Source organism: Enterobacter sp. J49 (assembly GCF_002148625.1).
Lineage (GTDB): Bacteria > Pseudomonadota > Gammaproteobacteria > Enterobacterales > Enterobacteriaceae > Enterobacter > Enterobacter ludwigii.
Window position 1 is genome coordinate 999,062 of the sequence record NZ_MWPY01000037.1, and the last position, 18,416, is coordinate 1,017,477.

Below are 18,416 nucleotides of genomic sequence, written 5' to 3' on the forward strand. Positions count from 1 at the left end.
TACATGAAGCAAAACTGGCAACAGGCCGGTCAGAAGGTAAAACCCGGCCTGAAAATCGCAGGTAAACTGGTCCTGCTGACGGCATTACGTTTCGGCCCGGCAGGTGTGGCGGGTTGGGCGATAAAATCTGTTGCCCGCAAGCCGGTAAGAATGTTGCTGGCTGTGGCGCTCGAACCTCTGCTACAAAAAGTGGCAAAACGGCTTTCACGCCGCTACTTTCCCCAATAATTCCTGCGTACGTTAGCCTTTCTCGTTTTCGGGGCAGGCTAGCGATACTTCTTCGCTTTCCCTTTCTTTCTTTGCGGCAGCTCACAATACTGCGTTGAGCTGCTTTGCAATCGCCTTTTTCTGCGTCCCGGTCCGTTGACAGATATTTTTCATGGGAGTAGATTGCGTTCCGTGGGACCGCTACCATGGAAAATAAAATGCAGGCTAAAATTAAAGAAATCATTAATCTTGTTTACGGGGAATCATTTTCCGATACCCATTTTTCGGTGTTGCTGGAAAAGATTGATAACGCGATTTCTGTTATTACAGATAAGCGTAAGATGGGGTGGGATGAAAAAGATGTTGTCCTGATTACGTATGCCGATCAGTTTTCGGCAGAAGGGGAGAAAGCCCTGCCGGTTTTCACACGGTTTTATAATAAGTGGCTCTCTCACTCCTTTTCACATGTTCATCTTTTACCTTTTTATCCGTGGTCTTCTGACGACGGTTTTTCTGTTATTGATTACCACGACGTCGCACCGGAAACAGGAACGTGGCAGGACATTGCCGAATTAAAACAATCAGCCAGTTTGATGTTTGATTTCGTCTGCAATCACATGTCGGCGCAAAGTCAATGGTTCGCGAATTACCTTAAGCAAATGCCGGGGTATAACGATTTCTTCATTTCTGTTGACCCTGAAACGGATCTGTCGGCCGTCACGCGACCGCGTGCTTTGCCCCTCCTCACGCCGTTTACGCTTCACGATGGCAGCGTACGCCACCTGTGGACCACCTTCAGCAGCGACCAGGTCGATCTCAATTTTGCCTCTCCTCAGGTTCTGATTGCGATGGTAGACGTGCTGCTGCACTACCTGACTGAAGGGGCGCGCTACATTCGTCTGGATGCCGTTGGGTTTATGTGGAAGATACCGGGAACGAGCTGTATCCATCTGGAACAAACCCACCAGCTTATCCAGCTTTTCCGTGCCATTACCGAGGCTGTCGCGCCGGGTACGGTGATAATCACTGAGACCAATGTCCCGCATAAAGACAACGTTGCCTACTTTGGTGACGGCAACAATGAAGCGCAGATGGTGTATCAGTTCTCCTTGCCGCCGCTTGTGCTGCATGCGGTACACCGTCAGGATGTCCGGGCGCTGTGTCAGTGGGCGTCGTCGTTGACGCTTCCTTCCACGAAAACCACCTGGTTTAACTTTTTGGCCTCGCATGACGGGATTGGCCTCAATCCGTTACGCGGAATTTTACCCGAGTCTGAGATCCTCTCGCTGGTTGAGAAACTTCAGGCCGAGGGGGCGCTGGTCAACTGGAAAAACAATCCGGATGGAACGCGAAGCCCGTATGAAATCAATGTCACTTATCTTGATGCGTTAAGCACAAGGGACTGCGATGACAATCACCGTATTGCCCGGTTTATTCTGGCTCATGCTGTACTCCTGAGTTTCCCCGGTGTGCCTGCCGTCTATATCCAAAGTATTCTTGGCTCGCGTAATGATTATGAGGGCGTGGAGCGCCTGGGATATAATCGTGCGATTAACCGCAAAAAATACCTCGCCGGTGCAATCGACAGTGAACTTGAGAACGAAAATAGCCTGCGGCAGACAGTCTATTATAGATTGCGTGAATTAATCGCCCTGAGGCGTGCAGAAAAAGCATTCCACCCTGACAGTCAGGCTTGTTTTAGTACGGCAGGCGAGCATGTATTAAAAATAATGCGTATTGCGCAAAGTGGCGAAAAAGTTACCGCGTTATTTAATTTTAGCGATCGCGTTCAAACGCTTGAGTCGAATATTCCATCCGGCAGCGAATTGATCGCCGGGAAAGATATTACTGGTACGACTCTGACCCTTAATCCATGGCAGGTGTTGTGGGTTAAAGAAAACTAAAAAAGGACCTTAAACATGAATATGCCCAAAATTGTGCTGATATCAGCACTGGTTTCGTGCGCCTTGTTGTCAGGCTGTAAGGATGACAAACCCTCTGCTGTCACCATTGAGTTTATGCACTCCTCAGTTGAACAGGAGCGTCAGGCGGTAATTACAAAACTGATTGAAAAATTCGAGAAAGAGAACCCGACGATTACGGTGAAACAGGTACCGGTAGAAGAGGATGCCTACAACACCAAAGTGATTACGTTGGCCCGCACCGGTGCGCTGCCTGAGGTCATTGAGGTCAGCCATGACTACGCAAAAGTCATGGATAAAGAGCAGCTGCTGGACCGGGATGCGATCAACGCCGCCATCAAAGCGGTGGGCGAAAACACCTTCTATGACGGAATTTTGCGTGTCGTTCGCACAGAAGACGGCTCAGCCTGGACGGGGGTGCCAATCAGCGCCTGGCTGTCTGGCGTCTGGTATCACAAAGATGTGCTTGCTGCGGCGGGTATTGAGGAGCCGCATAACTGGGAACAGCTGCTGAAAGCCAGCCAACGCCTCAGCGATCCGGCTAAAAAACGCTATGGCATTGCGCTACCCACGGCAGAAAGCGTGATGACCGAGCAGGCGTTTTCTCAGTTTGCGCTTTCCGGTGGCGCGAACGTTTTTGACGCCAACGGGAAAATCAACATCGATACCCCGGAAATGGTGAACGCGCTGGCGTTCTATAAAGCACTGGCCGCGACCACCATGCCGGGCTCGAACGATGTCATGGAGATTAAAGATGCCTTTATGAATGGTTCGGCGCCGATGGCGGTGTATTCCACCTATATCCTGCCGGCGGTCTATAAAGACGGCAACCCAGCCAACCTGGGCTTTGTCGTTCCGACTGAAACGTCTTCAGCGGTCTACGGCATGGTCACATCGCTGACGATCACCTCCGGTCAAACAGAAGATGAAACCCAGGCTGCACAGAAGTTTGTCACCTGGATGGAGCAGGCACAGAACGCGTCTGACTGGGTGATGATGTCCCCGGGTGCCGCGCTGCCGGTGAACAAACTGGTCGTCGGCACGGACTCCTGGAAAGACAACGAGGTCATTAAAGCGTTTGGTCAACTTCCCTATGAGCTTATCGCCCAGTTCCCGAATGTGCAGGTATTTGGCGCCGTGGGCGACAAAAACTTTACCCGCATGGGTGATGTAACGGGGTCCGGCATCATCAGTTCCATGGTGCATAACGTCACAGTAGGTCAACAGGATCTCACTGCAACGTTAAGCAACAGCCAAAAGCGACTGACTGACCTGATTTCACAACGATAGGAGCGCTCTGCGGAAGGAAATTATGAAGACGTTGTTTTCTGGTCGTTCAGATATGCCTTTCGCCATGCTGCTGTTGGCCCCCAGCCTGATTTTGCTGGGGGGCCTGGTGGCCTGGCCGATGATTTCCAATATTGAAATCAGCTTTTTACGTTTGCCGCTTAACCCGCGCATTAGCGCCGTGTTTGTCGGGCTGGATAACTATGTTCGTATCCTCAGCGATGGCGCATTCTGGCACTCCCTGTGGATGACGTTCTGGTACACCGCCCTGGTGGTGATGGGCAGCACGGCGCTGGGGCTGGCCGTTGCCCTCTTTTTTAACCGGGAATTTCGTCTGCGGAAAACGGCACGTTCACTGGTGATTTTGTCCTACGTCACACCATCCATCTCGCTGGTGTTTGCATGGAAATACATGTTCAACAACGGCTACGGCATTGTGAACTATCTGGGTGTCGATCTGTTGCACCTGTATGACCAGGCGCCGCTGTGGTTCGACAACCCGGGCAGCAGTTTTGTGCTGGTGGTGCTGTTCGCCATCTGGCGTTACTTCCCCTACGCGTTTATCTCGTTCCTCGCGATATTGCAGACCATCGATAAATCGCTGTACGAAGCCGCGGAAATGGATGGGGCAAATGCCTGGCAGCGTTTTCGTATCGTCACGCTGCCCGCCATTATGCCGGTGCTGGCCACGGTGATTACACTGCGAACCATCTGGATGTTCTATATGTTCGCTGATGTTTATCTCCTGACCACCAAGGTCGATATTTTGGGCGTCTATCTCTACAAGACCGCATTTGCCTTCAATGACCTCGGGAAAGCCGCTGCCATCTCCGTGGTGCTGTTTGTGATCATCTTCGCCGTCATTCTGCTGACCAGAAAAAGGGTAAACCTCAATGGCAACAAATAAACGCGTACTGAGCCGTCTCGGTTTTTATCTGGGGCTGGCGGTGTTTCTGATCATCACGCTGTTCCCGTTCTTTGTGATGTTAATGACCTCGCTTAAGAGCGCGAAAGAGGCGATATCGCTCCATCCGACCATCCTGCCGCAGGCATGGACGCTGCAGCATTACATCGACATCTTTAATCCGCTGATCTTCCCGTTTGTGGACTACTTCAGAAACAGCATGGTGGTCTCGCTGACCTCGTCGGTAATTGCCGTTTTTCTCGGCACGCTGGGGGCTTACGCGTTATCCAAACTGCGTTTTAAAGGACGTACGACGATCAATGCGAGTTTTTACACCGTCTATATGTTCTCGGGGATTTTGCTGGTGGTGCCGCTGTTCAAAATCATCACCGCGCTGGGGATCTATGACACGGAGCTGGCGCTGATTATCACCATGGTGACCCAGACGCTGCCGACAGCCGTCTTTATGCTGCGCAGCTATTTCGACACCATTCCGGATGAAATAGAAGAAGCCGCGATGATGGACGGGCTTAACCGCCTGCAAATTATCTTCCGCATTACCGTTCCGCTGGCGATTTCCGGCCTCGTGTCGGTGTTCGTCTACTGCTTCATGGTGGCATGGAACGACTACCTGTTTGCATCCATTTTCCTGTCCAGCGCCAGCAATTTCACCTTGCCGGTTGGGCTAAACACCCTCTTTAGCACGCCAGATTATATTTGGGGTCGCATGATGGCGGCATCGCTGGTGACAGCGCTTCCGGTGGTCATCATGTACGCACTGTCTGAACGTTTTATCAAAAGTGGTTTGACCGCCGGTGGCGTTAAGGGCTGAGGCGGCCAGTTTTAACTAGGAGTCAGTCATGAAAAAGTTAGTTGCGACAGCGCCTCGTGTAGCGGCGCTGGTGGAATATGAAGATCGTCCTGTTGCCGTCCATGAAGTGAAAATTCGTGCGCGCTTCGGTGCGCCAAAACACGGCACCGAAGTGGTAGATTTCCGTGCGGCAAGTCCCTTCATTGATGAGGAGTTTAACGCGGAGTGGCAGATGTTTACCCCGCGTGAAGAGGGCGCGGCGCGGGGCATTGAGTTTGGTAAGTTCCAGCTGGGCAACATGATCGTTGGCGACATTATCGAATGCGGCGATGACGTGACGGAGTACCAGACGGGCGACCGTGTCTGCTGCTATGGGCCGCTGCAGGAGACGGTCATCGTGAATGCCGTTAATAACTACAAGCTGCGCAAAATGCCGCAAGGGTCTTCCTGGAAAAATGCCGTCTGTTACGACCCTGCGCAGTTCGCCATGAGCGGCGTGCGTGATGCTAACGTGCGGGTAGGGGATTTTGTCGTTGTAGTCGGACTGGGTGCCATTGGGCAGATTGCGATTCAGCTGGCGAAAAAAGCCGGTGCATCCATCGTCATCGGTGTCGATCCTATCGCGCATCGCTGCGAAATTGCCCGCCGTCACGGGGCTGATTACTGCCTCAATCCGTTTGGCACCGATGTCGGTCTGGAGATTAAAAAACTGACCGGAAAGCAGGGCGCTGACGTGATTATCGAAACCAGCGGTTTTGCCGATGCATTGCAGTCTGCGCTGCGCGGGCTCGCCTACGGTGGAACGATCTCCTACGTGGCTTTCGCGAAACCGTTCGCAGAAGGGTTCAATCTGGGGCGTGAAGCCCACTTCAATAACGCGAAAATCGTTTTCTCGCGCGCCTGCAGCGAACCCAACCCGGATTACCCGCGCTGGAGCCGCAAGCGTATTGAAGAGACCTGCTGGGAACTGCTGATGAACGGTTATCTGAACTGCGAAGATCTGATTGACCCGGTTGTCACCTTTACCACCAGCGCTGAGAGCTACATGAAGTATGTCGATCAGCATCCGGAACTGAGCATCAAGATGGGCGTCACTTTTTAAGCTAAGGAGAGCATCAATGAAAATCGCAACGCAAAACCAGGCCTTTTTCCCGACTTCTATTCTGGAGAAATTCCAGTACATCAAAGCGATGGGTTTTGATGGCTTTGAAATTGACGGCAAACTGCTGGTGGATAATCTCAATGAAGTGAAAGCCGCAATCACCGCCACGGGCCTGCCGGTGACCACCGCCTGCGGTGGATATGACGGCTGGATTGGTGACTTCATTGAAGAACGTCGTCTGAACGGATTAAAACAGATCGAACGCATCCTGGAAGCACTGGCTGAAGTGGGTGGAAAGGGGATTATTGTGCCCGCCGCCTGGGGAATGTTTACCTTCCGTTTGCCGCCGATGACCTCTCCACGCAGCCTGGCGGGTGACCGCGAAGCGGTGAGTGCTTCGCTGCGTTATCTGGATGAGGTGGCGGCGCGTACCGGGACCACCGTTTACCTTGAGCCGCTCAACCGCTACCAGGATCACATGATCAACACGCTCTCGGATGCGCGTCGCTATATCGAAGAGAACGCGCTCAGGCATGTGCAGATCATCGGCGACTTTTACCACATGAATATCGAAGAAGATTCGCTAACAGAGGCGCTGCATCGCAACCGGGATCTGCTGGGTCATGTGCATATCGCCGATAACCATCGCTATCAGCCTGGCAGCGGGACGCTGGATTTTGCCACGTTGTTCGGGCAGCTTCGTGCGGACAACTATCAGGGCTACGTGGTGTATGAGTGCCGTGTCCGCGCCGACGATCCGGCCCAGGCTTACCAGGATTCACTCACGTATCTGCGTGAATGCTAAGGATGACGAGCGTGATGAGTGCTTCAACACCTTCGCTTCTGCGCGTCGCCATTATTGGCGCCGGGCAGGTCGCGGACAAAGTGCATGCCTCGTATTACGCCACTCGCAGTGATGTTCAAATGGTCGCTGTCATGGACAGCGGCCTTGAACAGGCACAGGCGTTTGCGGAACGTCATGCAATTCCTTCGGTCTGGCAGAATGCATCTGAAATGCTGCAGGCGGTAAAACCTGATGTGGTCAGCGTCTGCTCCCCAAACCGGTTCCATTTTGAACATGTCATGGCGGCACTGGAGGCCGGATGTCATGTGATGTGCGAAAAACCGCCTGCCATGACGCCGCAACAGGCTGACCAGATGCGCAGGGCGGCCCGTAAAGCGGGAAAAGTGCTGGCGTATGATTTTCACCATCGGTTTGCGCTCGACACGCAGCTGCTACGTGACGCTGTCACAAACGGGGCGTTAGGTGAGATCTACTTTACGTCGGCGCAGGCGCTGCGTCGTTGCGGCGTGCCGGGCTGGGGCGTCTTTACGAACAAATCGCTACAGGGTGGCGGACCGCTTATCGATATCGGTATTCATATGCTGGATGCCGCGATGTATGTGCTGGGTTTCCCGGCGGTAAAAAGGGTGACCGCCCACAGCTTCCAGAAGCTGGGGAACCGTAAAAACAGTGGACAGTTTGGCGAGTGGGATCCCGCCCGGTTTACCGTTGAAGATGCTTTGTTTGGCACAATTGAATTCTGCAATGGCGGCGTTCTGCGCCTGGATACCTCGTTTGCGCTGAATATCCGCGAGCAGTCGATCATGAATGTTTCATTCTGTGGCGAAAAGGCGGGGGCCACGCTCTTCCCGGCTCACATTTACCACGATGAGGCGGGCGTTTTACAGACCCTCATGCAGCGTGATGAGGCAGACGACCAGCGTCACCTGCGCAGCATGGAGGCGTTTGTACGCCATGTGCTGGGAGAGCCGGTTATGATCGCAGATGCGGAACAGGGGCTGGTTATCCAGCAACTTGTTGCCGCGCTTTATGAATCGGCGGATACAGGGGAAAGCGTGACGTTATGCTGAATGTGTCTGTTTTAACCGAACCGGGCTTCTCTCCCCACAGTCTGAATAAATACGCCTCCATCATGGCTTGCGGCAATGGCTACATGGGCATTCGCGCGGCACACGAAGAGGATTACACCCAGCAAACCAGGGGCATGTATCTCGCCGGGCTTTATCATCGCGCAGGTCGCAATGAGACCACGGAGTTAATCAACCTGCCGGATATTACCGGTATTGAGGTTGAACTGGATGGTGTGAATTTTACCCTGCTTTCCGGGGCGCTTCTTGAGTGGCAGCGCGAGCTGGCGTTTGCCAATGGTGAACTGCGTCGCAGCGTGCTCTGGCGCTCGCCCGACGGGAAACGCTATCGCCTGGAGAGCCGTCGTTTCGTTTCTCTCGCTCAGCTGCCGTTAGTGGCAATGCAACTCGCCATCACTCCCCTTGATGGGCCCTCGCAGGTGGTGTTGAAAACCGGAATTGATGCGACGCAAACCAACAGCGGCAGGCAGCATCTGGATGAGATTTCAGTCCGGGTATTCGACCAGAACTGTATGCAGGGCGTGTATGAAACGCAGGACCGGGTTTCTGATGTCGTTATATCCGCGTTCTGCCGGCTTTCAGCGGGTAGCGAAAGCTGCTTTACCGCTAAAAATCGTCGCATCAGTGCGCATTACGCCCTGAACGTTTCGCAGGGTGACACTGTCACGCTTGAAAAGATCGTCTGGGTCGCCCACCGCAGTGACAAAGCCCTTTCGCAGGCGTCGTTTGCGCGTAACGCACTGGCCGAACTCAAGGTGTGCGCAGCGCGAGGCTACGCATCGTTGCTGGAGAGCTCTGCCTGCGCCTGGGAAGACGTCTGGCGAGATGCGCGGGTAGCGGTAACGTCTGCGGAACCGCAGGATCAGCTCGCGCTGGATTATACCGTCTGGCATCTGACCGCCATGACGCCTGCCGACAATGAGCGCTGCAGTATCGCCGCGAAAGGATTGACCGGCGAAGGGTATAAAGGCCACGTCTTCTGGGATACCGAAATTTTCCTGCTGCCTTTCCATCTCTTTACGCGTCCGCAGGTTGCCCGCAGTCTGCTGCGTTATCGCTGGCTCAACCTGGCCGGGGCTCGTGAAAAAGCGCGTCGCAACGGCTGGCCTGGCGCACTTTTCCCCTGGGAGAGTGCCGCGAGCGGTCAGGAGGAAACGCCGGAATATGCAGCAATCAACATCCGCACGGGCACGCGCCAGAAAGTGGCCTCTGCGCTGGCAGAACATCACATTGTGGCGGACATTGCCTGGGCTGTCGTGGCCTACTGGCAAGCGACACATGATGACGCTTTTATGCGTAACGAAGGGCTGACGCTACTGATAGAGACGGCAACGTTCTGGATGGGGCGGGCGACGGAAGTCAATGGTCGCCTGGAAATCCACGATGTGATCGGGCCGGATGAGTACACGGAGCACGTCAATAACAATGCCTACACCAACTATCTGGCCTGGCACAATGTCGCCTGTGCGCGCCAGTTTATGGCGATGTTCAATCGTGAAGATGCCGGCTTCATGGAGAATGCCAGCCGGTTTATGTCCCGTTTGTGGTTACCGCAAGCCAACGCAGAAGGGGTCCTTCCTCAGGATGACACCTTCATGGCGAAACCGGCTATCGATCTGAGCCGCTATAAGGCGAAAGCGGGTAAACAGACCATTCTGCTCGATTACTCCCGCGCGGAAGTGAACGAGATGCAGATCCTTAAACAGGCCGATGTGGTGATGCTCAACTACCTGCTGCCGGAACGGTTTACCCCACAGCAGTGTGCTGCCAACCTGGCGTACTACGAGCCGCGTACCATACACGACTCTTCGCTGAGCAAAGCGATTCACGGAATTGTTGCTGCCCGGTGTGGCGATACGGAAAGGGCCTACGCCTTCTGGCGCGAGGGTATCGCCATCGATCTGGGCGACGATCCGCACAGCTGCGATGACGGGATTCATGCTGCCGCCACCGGGGCTATCTGGTCCGGCGTTATTCAGGGATTTGCCGGCATGCAGATCGTCCAGGGGGAATTGCATCTTGCCCCGAAGCTGCCTGCCCACTGGCGAAAACTGGCTTTCCCGCTGCGATGGAGAAACGCGCGCATGCACGTCACGTTTGAAAATGATGTTTTAACGATTGAAACCACTGCACCGGTGACCTTAACGCTGTGGGGTAAAACCCTGTGCATAACGGATCGGCAGGTCTGCTCTTTCAGGGATTTTTTTACATCTCTTGGTGGGACCGCTACCACAGGAGCACATCATGAAGCCTGAGGCCGTTGTCTTCGATCTTGATGGTGTGATCACCGATACCGCGCATCTGCATTTTCTGGCCTGGCGTGCCGTGGCGCAGGAAATTGGCATCTCGTTCGACGTGGTGTTCAACGACGAGCTGAAAGGGATAAGCCGTATGGAATCGCTGCAGCGGATCCTGCGCCATGGCGGAAAAGAGGGGGAGTTTAACGACCAGCAGCGGCAGGTGCTCGCGGATAAAAAGAACGCGCGCTACGTCGGGTCTCTGGCGTCGTTGACGCAGGATTCTCTGCTTCCGGGCATCCGCGAGGTGCTGGCGGAAATTCGTGCGGCGAACGTCAAAATCGGGCTGGCCTCTGTGTCCCTTAACGCCCCCGGTATTTTGCAGGCGCTGGGCATTGAGAGGGCTTTTGATTTCTGCGCCGATGCCTCGCGCATTGCCCGCTCAAAACCGGACCCGGAGATCTTTCTTGCGGCCTGCACCGGGCTGAACGTGCGCCCCGAGCAGGCTATCGGAATAGAAGATGCTGCAGCCGGCGTTGAGGCAATCAACGCGGCGGGAATGCTCTCGGTCGGGATTGGGCCTGGCCTGAACCATGCGGGATTACAACTTCATTCAACGCAGGAACTGACCTGGAAATGCCTGACGGATTTCTGGGCATCCCGAACGGTAATGATAAGGAATTAAAAATGGCTCAACTGTCTCTGAAACATATTCAGAAAATCTACGATAACCAGGTCCATGTGGTTAAGGATTTTAACCTCGAAATTGAGGACAAGGAGTTTATCGTCTTTGTGGGTCCCTCGGGGTGCGGTAAATCGACGACGCTTCGTATGATTGCCGGGCTGGAGGAGATCTCCGCCGGTGAGCTGGTGATTGACGGTGTCTGTATGAACGATGTGCCCGCCAAGTCCCGCGACATTGCGATGGTTTTCCAGAACTATGCGCTTTATCCGCATATGACGGTTTACGACAACATGGCGTTTGGCCTGAAGATGCAGAAAATTGCCCCTGCGGTCATTGAAGAGCGCGTGAACTGGGCGGCACAAATCCTGGGGTTGCGTGATTACCTCACGCGTAAACCTGGCGCATTGTCGGGTGGGCAACGTCAGCGCGTGGCGTTAGGAAGGGCGATTGTGCGCGAAGCCGGCGTCTTCCTGATGGATGAACCGCTTTCTAACCTCGACGCCAAGCTGCGTGTGCAAATGCGCGCTGAAATCAGCAAGCTGCACCAGAAGCTCAACACCACAATGATTTACGTGACCCACGATCAGACGGAAGCGATGACGATGGCGACCCGCATTGTGATCCTCAAGGATGGCGTTATTCAGCAGGTGGGGGCACCTAAGCAGGTCTACAACGAACCGGCGAATATGTTTGTGGCGGGCTTCATCGGCTCACCGGCAATGAATTTTATCCGGGGCGCGATAGACGATCGCTATTTCGTGACGGAAACGCTGCGTCTGGAGATACCTGAAGACACGCTGGCGGCGGTGAATGCCGCCGGATATCAGCGTAAAGCCGTGGTCTTTGGGATCCGGCCGGAAGATATTCTGACGCTGCAAAACCGTGGGGATGATATTGCGGCAAAAGTCAGCGTGGCCGAACTGACCGGGGCTGAGTTCATGCTCTATGCCACCGTGGGCGGGCATGAGCTGGTCGTTCGTGCAGGAGCGGTAAATGATTATGCGGCCGGGGATAGTATCGGCATCCAGTTCGATATGAATAAATGTCATTTCTTCGACGCTGATACTGAAGTGGCTATTAGATAAGAAAGGCGTTCGCCGGAAATGCAAATTTCCGGTTTTTTTTGAGTTAATTATAAAGGGAACATTTAAATGAGTACTCTACTAAGACGTGCTGCGCTCGTTCTGTGCGCAGGGGTTAGCTGCGCGCACGCAACGGAATCAGCAAAACACTGGGAATTTAATATCGGTGCCATGTATGAAATTGAAAACGTCGAAGGTCAGGGCGACGATAAAGATGGATTATATGAACCCTCTGTATGGTTTAATGCCACGTGGGATGCCTGGACCCTTTCGCTGGCAATGTATCAGGAAGGACCGGTTGATTACAGCAGCATGACCCGTGGGACCTATTTTGACCGTCCGGAATTTGAATTACGCTATCGCTTTATTGGCACCGATGATTTTACACTCGGGTTGACCGGCGGTTTCCGTAATTACGGTTATCATTTTAAAGATGAACACGGTGCCAAAGACGGTAGCGCAAATATGCAGCGCTACAAAATTCAGCCCGACTGGGATATTAAATTGTCCGACGACTGGCGTTTTGGTGGCTGGTTTGCCATGTATCAGTTTGCAAATGACCTGGAAAAAACCGGTTATGCCGACAGCCGTGTAGAAACGGAAACGGGTTTTACCTGGACCATTAATGAAACCTTCTCTGCTAAAGTGAACTATTATCTTGAGCGCGGTTTCAATATGGACAGTTCACGTAATAACGGCGAATTTTCAACGCAGGAAATTCGCGCGTATCTGCCTGTTTCATTAGGCCAGACGACGCTCACGCCATATACCCGTCTGGGGCTGGATCGCTGGTCGAACTGGGACTGGCAGGACGATCCCGATCGTGAAGGACACGATTTCAACCGACTGGGTTTACTGTACGCGTATGACTTCAACAATGGATTATCCATGACGCTGGAATACGCCTACGAATGGGAAAACCATGACGAAGGCGACAGCGACCGTTTCCACTACGCGGGTGTTGGCGTTAATTACGCGTTCTGACAGACCGGATGCCAGGGGCTTTCAGCCCCTGGTTTTAGCGAAGAGAGGGCGCTAACGTAAAATGGGTATCGACAAGCACTTTTTGTGGCGCAGGCTGACCGGCGATACGCCTGAAAAGAAGATTGCAGCTCTCTTCACCCAGCTTGCGGGTTGGGATATCAAAACCCCCGGGTGCTGGCGTTAAAATGAGAGAGAGCATCGGGTCACTGTATCCTGCAATCACAACCTGCTCGGGGATCCTCAGATCCAGAGTATCCGCCGCGCGATAAAGGCTGAGTAACTTCATGCTGTCGGTGGCAAATACCGCATCAGGTGGCGTGGCCGAGGAGAGCAATTCTGTGGCCGCGGCAAGCGCGCTTTCATGGGTATATCCGCCGTCGATGATCCACGCCGGGTTAATGGCGATGCCGTGCTTTTCCAGGCTGGATTTATAACCGGCAAGACGATCAATCGAAACATGATAATTGAGCGGCGCGTGCAGACAGGCAATGTTACGTCGGCCATTTTTAATAAAGGTTTCTGTTAGCGTGGCGCTGTCCTGGAAATTATCCGTGTCGACCGAGTAAATATTCTGAAAATCACCTTCGACTTTCCCGATGACGACCACCGGTACGCCATAAGCATCCAGCGTTGTGAAAAAGGATTCATTTGCCGGTGAGCTTAGCATGATGATCCCTTTAATCATTTTTTGTTTTATTTTACTTTCGCATTTCAGCAGATCGTCTTCACTGCTTTTCGAGGTTTGCAAAATAACGTCAAAACCTTCCTCTTCAGCTTTGGCTGTAATGGCATGCAGAACATCAGAGAAAAAAGGGTTGCCGGCGGTGGTTTTCGTCGAGCGTGTCGAAATAACCATAATGGCGTCGAAGCCAGAAGAGGTCAGGGCGCGGGCGAGTTTATTGGGTTGATAATTTAATTCGTCAATCGCCTTCAACACTTTTTCACGCGCTTCAGGAGAAATATTCGTTTGTTTATTCAGAACGCGGGAGACGGTTGATTTCGAAACGCCGGCAACCCGTGCGATATCATAGATGGTGGGTGACATACACCTTACTCACTCCTGACTAACAGCAATGTCGTTCATCTTACTGGAGAGAAAACGGCAATAGCAATAAATAAGAATTGATAATCAACGATCTGCCCCCATTTATTGTATTCTGAAGCAATGTATTTGAGGCTTCCGGGCAATGAAGGACGGCGATGAAGCGACTTAAGAACGAACTCAATTCACTGGTGAACCGTGGCGTTGACCGTCATCTGCGTCTGGCGGTGACGGGGCTGAGCCGCAGCGGCAAGACGGCGTTTATCACCGCGATGGTGAACCAGCTGCTTAACCTGCACAGTGGGGCGCGGCTGCCGCTGCTGAGCGCCGTGCGGGAAGAGCGCCTGCTGGGGGTTAAACGTGTGCCTCAGCGCGATTTTGGCATTCCCCGCTTTACCTATGATGAAGGGCTGGCTCAGCTTTATGGTGAACCGCCCACCTGGCCGACGCCGACGCGCGGGGTGAGTGAAATTCGCCTTGCGCTGCGTTTTCGCTCTAATGAATCCCTGATGCGTCACTTCAAAGACACCTCCACCCTGTATCTGGAAATTGTGGATTACCCCGGTGAGTGGTTGCTCGATTTACCTATGCTGGCACAGGATTATCTCAGCTGGTCACGGCAGATGACGGGGCTGTTGCAGGGCAACCGCGCCGAGTGGTCGACGAAATGGCGAAAACTGTGCGAAGGCCTGGATCCGCTGGCCCCTGCCGATGAAAACCGGCTGGCGGCGATTGCCGAGGCCTGGACGGAGTATCTGCATCAGTGTAAGCAGGAAGGGTTGCATTTCATCCAGCCGGGCCGTTTTGTTCTGCCGGGAGATTTGGCGGGCGCACCTGCGCTGCAGTTTTTCCCGTGGCCGGACGTGGATGGCATCGGGGAGTCAAAACTGGCCCAGGCGGACAAACACACTAACGCCGGAATGCTGCGCGAGCGTTACAATTACTACTGTGAAAAAGTGGTGAAAGGTTTTTATAAAAACTACTTTTTACGTTTTGATCGCCAGATTGTGCTGGTGGATTGTCTGCAACCGCTGAACAGCGGGCCGCAGGCCTTCAACGATATGCGCCTGGCGCTGACACAGTTAATGCAAAGTTTTCACTACGGGCAGCGCACGCTGTTTCGCCGTCTCTTCTCACCCGTTATCGACAAGCTGCTGTTTGCGGCCACAAAAGCCGATCACGTGACGGTCGATCAGCATGCCAATATGGTGTCGCTGCTGCAGCAACTGGTGCAGGACGCCTGGCAAAATGCCGCGTTCGAAGGGATCAGCATGGATTGCCTCGGACTGGCTTCCGTACAGGCGACACAGAGTGGGTTGATTGACCTAAATGGCGAGAAAATACCGGCATTGCGCGGGAATCGTCTCAGCGACGGCGAACCGCTTACTGTCTATCCGGGCGAAGTGCCCGCACGCCTTCCGGGGCCGGCCTTCTGGCAGAACCAGGGCTTCCAGTTTGAAGCCTTCCGCCCGCAGGTCATGACGGTCGATCAGCCGTTACCGCATATCCGTCTGGATGCGGCGCTGGAGTTTTTGATTGGAGATAAATTGCGATGACGGAACCGTTAAAACCGCGCATTGATTTTACCGGAAAGCTTGAGCAAGAGCACCCGGAGGCGTTTAAAACTGCGCAGACGTTTGATGGCCCGCAGGCAGATAATTTTGCCCCGGCGCTGACCGAAGAGCTGCTTGTTGAAGAGGGGCCGGCTGAAGCGGTCGTGGAAGCCGCGCTACGCCCAAAACGCAGCCTGTGGCGAAAGATGGTGACTGCCGGGCTGGCATTGTTTGGCGTCAGCGTGGTTGGGCAAGGCGTCCAGTGGGCGGTCAACGCCTGGCAAACTCAGGACTGGGTCGCGTTGGGCGGCTGCGCTGCCGGTGCTCTGATTGTGGGGGCGGGTGTCGGATCTGTTGCGACCGAGTGGCGTCGCCTGTGGCGCCTGCGACAGCGCGCCCATGAGCGTGATGAAGCGCGGGATCTGCTCCACAGTCACGGAACCGGCAAAGGCCGCGCGTTTTGTGAAAAGCTGGCCAGTCAGGCGGGTATTGACCAGTCACACCCGGCGCTTCAGCGCTGGTATGCCGCTATCCATGAAACCCAGAACGATCGTGAAGTGGTGACGCTGTATTCCCACATGGTGCAGCCGGTGCTGGATGCCCAGGCGCGGCGCGAAATCAGCCGCTCTGCTGCGGAATCAACCCTGATGATTGCCGTCAGCCCGCTGGCGCTGGTGGATATGGCGTTTATCGCCTGGCGTAACCTGCGTCTGATTAACCGGATTGCTGCTTTATACGGCATTGAGCTGGGGTACTACAGCCGCCTTCGCTTGTTCCGTCTGGTATTGCTCAACATCGCCTTTGCCGGAGCAAGCGAGCTGGTGCGGGAAGTGGGGATGGACTGGATGTCGCAGGATCTGGCGGCGCGTCTCTCTGCCCGTGCCGCGCAGGGTATTGGCGCCGGTTTGTTGACCGCCCGTCTGGGCATCAAAGCGATGGAAGTGTGCCGTCCACTGCCGTGGATTGATGGCGATAAGCCGCGATTGGGGGATTTCCGACGTGAGTTAATCGGTCAGCTCAAAGAGACGCTCAATAAAAAACCGGTTCAGTAGCCGGTTTGGTCATTAATCGTGCTGGCTGTCAATATTTGTTGACAGCCATCTTCCCGATCACCGTGTTCTGACATATCATTTTAATGTTATTGGCTTAAAACGGTGAATTTCCCATGCGTCTTGAAGTCTTCTGTGAAGACCGTCTCGGTCTGACCCGCGAATTACTCGATCTTCTTGTTTTACGTAGCATTGATTTACGTGGCATTGAGATCGATCCTGTCGGGCGAATTTACCTCAATTTTGCCGAAATTGAATTTAATACGTTCAGTAGCCTAATGGCAGAAATACGCCGTATCGCTGGCGTTACGGATGTACGCACCATCCCCTGGATGCCGTCGGAGCGTGAGCATCTGGCATTGAGCGCATTGCTTGAAGCCATGCCAGAGCCTTTCCTCTCCCTGGATTTAAAAAGTAAGGTTGAGCGTGTTAACCATGCCAGCTGCCAGCTGTTCGCGCAGAGTCAGGAAAAACTCAGCAACCACAACGCAGCACAGTTGATTCCCGGCTTTAACTTCCAGCGCTGGCTGGACAGCAACCCGCAGAACACCCACAGCGAGCATGTGGTTATCCACGGACAGAATTTCTTAATGGAGATAACGCCGGTCTATCTGAAAGGCGAGGCCGACGCGCGCGTTCTGACCGGTGCCGTGATCATGCTGCGTTCCACCGTGCGCATGGGCCGTCAGCTGCAAAATATCTCCAGTCAGGATGTGGGGGCATTCAGCCAGATTATTGCCGTCAGCCCGAAAATGCGGCATGTGGTGGACCAGGCGCGCAAACTCGCGAGTCTGACCGCGCCACTGCTGATTACCGGCGATACCGGTACCGGGAAGGACCTGCTGGCGCATGCTGTGCATCTGGCCAGCCCGCGAGCGGCAAAACCGTATCTGGCCCTGAACTGCGCCTCGATTCCGGAAGATGCCGTCGAAAGCGAATTATTTGGTCACGCGCCGGAAGGTAAAAAAGGGTTCTTCGAGCAGGCTAACGGCGGTTCCGTGCTGCTGGACGAGATTGGTGAAATGTCGCCACGCATGCAGGCCAAGCTGCTGCGCTTCCTCAATGATGGCACGTTCCGCCGCGTAGGCGAGGATCACGAAGTTCATGTGGATGTGCGTGTGATTTGTGCGACGCAGAAAAACCTGGTCGAACTGGTGCAAAAAGGGGTATTCCGCGAGGATCTCTACTACCGCCTGAATGTCCTGACCCTGAATATCCCACCGCTGCGCGATTGCCCGCAGGATATCATGCCGCTGACCGAACTCTTTGTGGCGCGCTTTGCCGACGAGCAGGGGGTACCGCGTCCGAAGCTTTCAGCCGATCTCGGCACGGTGCTCATGCGCTACGGCTGGCCGGGCAACATTCGCCAGCTCAAGAACGCCGTTTACCGCGCACTGACGCAGCTGGAAGGTTATGAACTGCGTCCGCAGGATATTCTGTTACCGGATTACGATGCCGGGACGGTGTCAGTAGGTGAAGAGGCGATGGAAGGTTCGCTGGATGACATTACCAGCCGTTTTGAGCGCTCCGTGCTGACGCAACTATACCGTAGCTATCCAAGCACCCGTAAGCTGGCAAAACGCCTTGGCGTTTCACACACGGCGATTGCCAATAAGTTGCGAGAGTATGGTTTGAATCAGAAGAAGGGTGACGAATAA

At 54.1% G+C, this 18,416-nt stretch carries 16 protein-coding genes; 15 read left to right on the plus strand and 1 reads right to left on the minus strand.

Features of this window, described 5'->3' with window-relative positions:
* Positions 1-3 precede the first annotated feature (3 nt).
* The 12 genes from pspD (at position 4) to BJP35_RS23195 (ending at position 13,114) form a co-directional block, all read left to right on the plus strand.
* Entirely contained in the window at positions 4-228 is a 225-nt protein-coding gene (pspD, locus tag BJP35_RS23140) for a phage shock protein PspD (protein WP_014170342.1), read from the plus strand.
* A gap of 185 nt (positions 229-413) precedes the next feature.
* On the plus strand, positions 414-2,111 hold the full coding sequence (locus BJP35_RS23145) for a sugar phosphorylase (protein WP_047744741.1): 1,698 nt from the start codon (positions 414-416) through the stop codon (positions 2,109-2,111).
* 15 nt (positions 2,112-2,126) lie between these two features.
* Positions 2,127-3,419 carry an ABC transporter substrate-binding protein gene (locus tag BJP35_RS23150; protein ID WP_032678282.1) on the plus strand — a complete coding sequence of 431 codons (1,293 nt, stop codon included), beginning with the start codon at positions 2,127-2,129 and terminating at the stop codon, positions 3,417-3,419.
* A gap of 22 nt (positions 3,420-3,441) precedes the next feature.
* On the plus strand, positions 3,442-4,323 hold the full coding sequence (locus tag BJP35_RS23155; RefSeq protein ID WP_025204014.1) for a carbohydrate ABC transporter permease: 882 nt from the start codon (positions 3,442-3,444) through the stop codon (positions 4,321-4,323).
* Complete coding sequence (locus tag BJP35_RS23160; protein ID WP_020882460.1) at positions 4,310-5,152, plus strand: carbohydrate ABC transporter permease; 843 nt, start codon at positions 4,310-4,312, stop codon at positions 5,150-5,152. Before BJP35_RS23155 ends, BJP35_RS23160 begins: the two co-directional genes overlap by 14 nt.
* Before the next feature lie 28 nt (positions 5,153-5,180).
* Positions 5,181-6,233 (plus strand): zinc-binding alcohol dehydrogenase, encoded by a 1,053-nt coding sequence (locus BJP35_RS23165; RefSeq protein ID WP_047744740.1) that lies wholly within the window; start codon positions 5,181-5,183, stop codon positions 6,231-6,233.
* Positions 6,234-6,249: 16 nt separating this feature from the next.
* The gene (locus BJP35_RS23170; protein ID WP_047744739.1) at positions 6,250-7,038 is read left to right on the plus strand and encodes a sugar phosphate isomerase/epimerase; all 789 of its coding nucleotides are present in this window, start codon (positions 6,250-6,252) and stop codon (positions 7,036-7,038) included.
* Positions 7,039-7,049: 11 nt separating this feature from the next.
* A complete protein-coding gene (locus tag BJP35_RS23175) occupies positions 7,050-8,108 on the plus strand; it encodes a Gfo/Idh/MocA family protein (protein WP_025204017.1) in 1,059 nt (352 codons plus the stop codon).
* Positions 8,102-10,381 carry a glycoside hydrolase family 65 protein gene (locus BJP35_RS23180; RefSeq protein WP_047744738.1) on the plus strand — a complete coding sequence of 760 codons (2,280 nt, stop codon included), beginning with the start codon at positions 8,102-8,104 and terminating at the stop codon, positions 10,379-10,381. The genes BJP35_RS23175 and BJP35_RS23180 overlap by 7 nt, the downstream gene beginning before the upstream one ends.
* A complete protein-coding gene (gene pgmB / locus BJP35_RS23185) occupies positions 10,371-11,048 on the plus strand; it encodes a beta-phosphoglucomutase (RefSeq protein ID WP_047744737.1) in 678 nt (225 codons plus the stop codon). Before BJP35_RS23180 ends, pgmB begins: the two co-directional genes overlap by 11 nt.
* A 2-nt stretch (positions 11,049-11,050) precedes the next feature.
* Complete coding sequence (locus BJP35_RS23190) at positions 11,051-12,133, plus strand: ABC transporter ATP-binding protein (RefSeq protein WP_047744736.1); 1,083 nt, start codon at positions 11,051-11,053, stop codon at positions 12,131-12,133.
* Between the two features lie 66 nt (positions 12,134-12,199).
* On the plus strand, positions 12,200-13,114 hold the full coding sequence (locus tag BJP35_RS23195; RefSeq protein WP_020882467.1) for an OmpG family monomeric porin: 915 nt from the start codon (positions 12,200-12,202) through the stop codon (positions 13,112-13,114).
* Between the two features lie 34 nt (positions 13,115-13,148).
* On the opposite strand, the gene BJP35_RS23200 is transcribed toward BJP35_RS23195, so the two are convergent.
* Positions 13,149-14,159 carry a LacI family DNA-binding transcriptional regulator gene (locus BJP35_RS23200; protein ID WP_014170329.1) on the minus strand — a complete coding sequence of 337 codons (1,011 nt, stop codon included), beginning with the start codon at positions 14,157-14,159 and terminating at the stop codon, positions 13,149-13,151.
* A 155-nt stretch (positions 14,160-14,314) separates the two neighbouring features.
* Between BJP35_RS23200 and BJP35_RS23205 the strand changes: the two genes are divergently transcribed.
* The 3 genes from BJP35_RS23205 to tyrR all read left to right on the plus strand — a co-directional run bounded on the left by BJP35_RS23205 (position 14,315) and on the right by tyrR (position 18,416).
* The gene (locus BJP35_RS23205; RefSeq protein ID WP_047744734.1) at positions 14,315-15,712 is read left to right on the plus strand and encodes a YcjX family protein; all 1,398 of its coding nucleotides are present in this window, start codon (positions 14,315-14,317) and stop codon (positions 15,710-15,712) included.
* A complete protein-coding gene (locus BJP35_RS23210; RefSeq protein ID WP_047744733.1) occupies positions 15,709-16,761 on the plus strand; it encodes a YcjF family protein in 1,053 nt (350 codons plus the stop codon). Before BJP35_RS23205 ends, BJP35_RS23210 begins: the two co-directional genes overlap by 4 nt.
* A 113-nt stretch (positions 16,762-16,874) precedes the next feature.
* A complete protein-coding gene (gene tyrR / locus BJP35_RS23215) occupies positions 16,875-18,416 on the plus strand; it encodes a transcriptional regulator TyrR (protein WP_050736878.1) in 1,542 nt (513 codons plus the stop codon).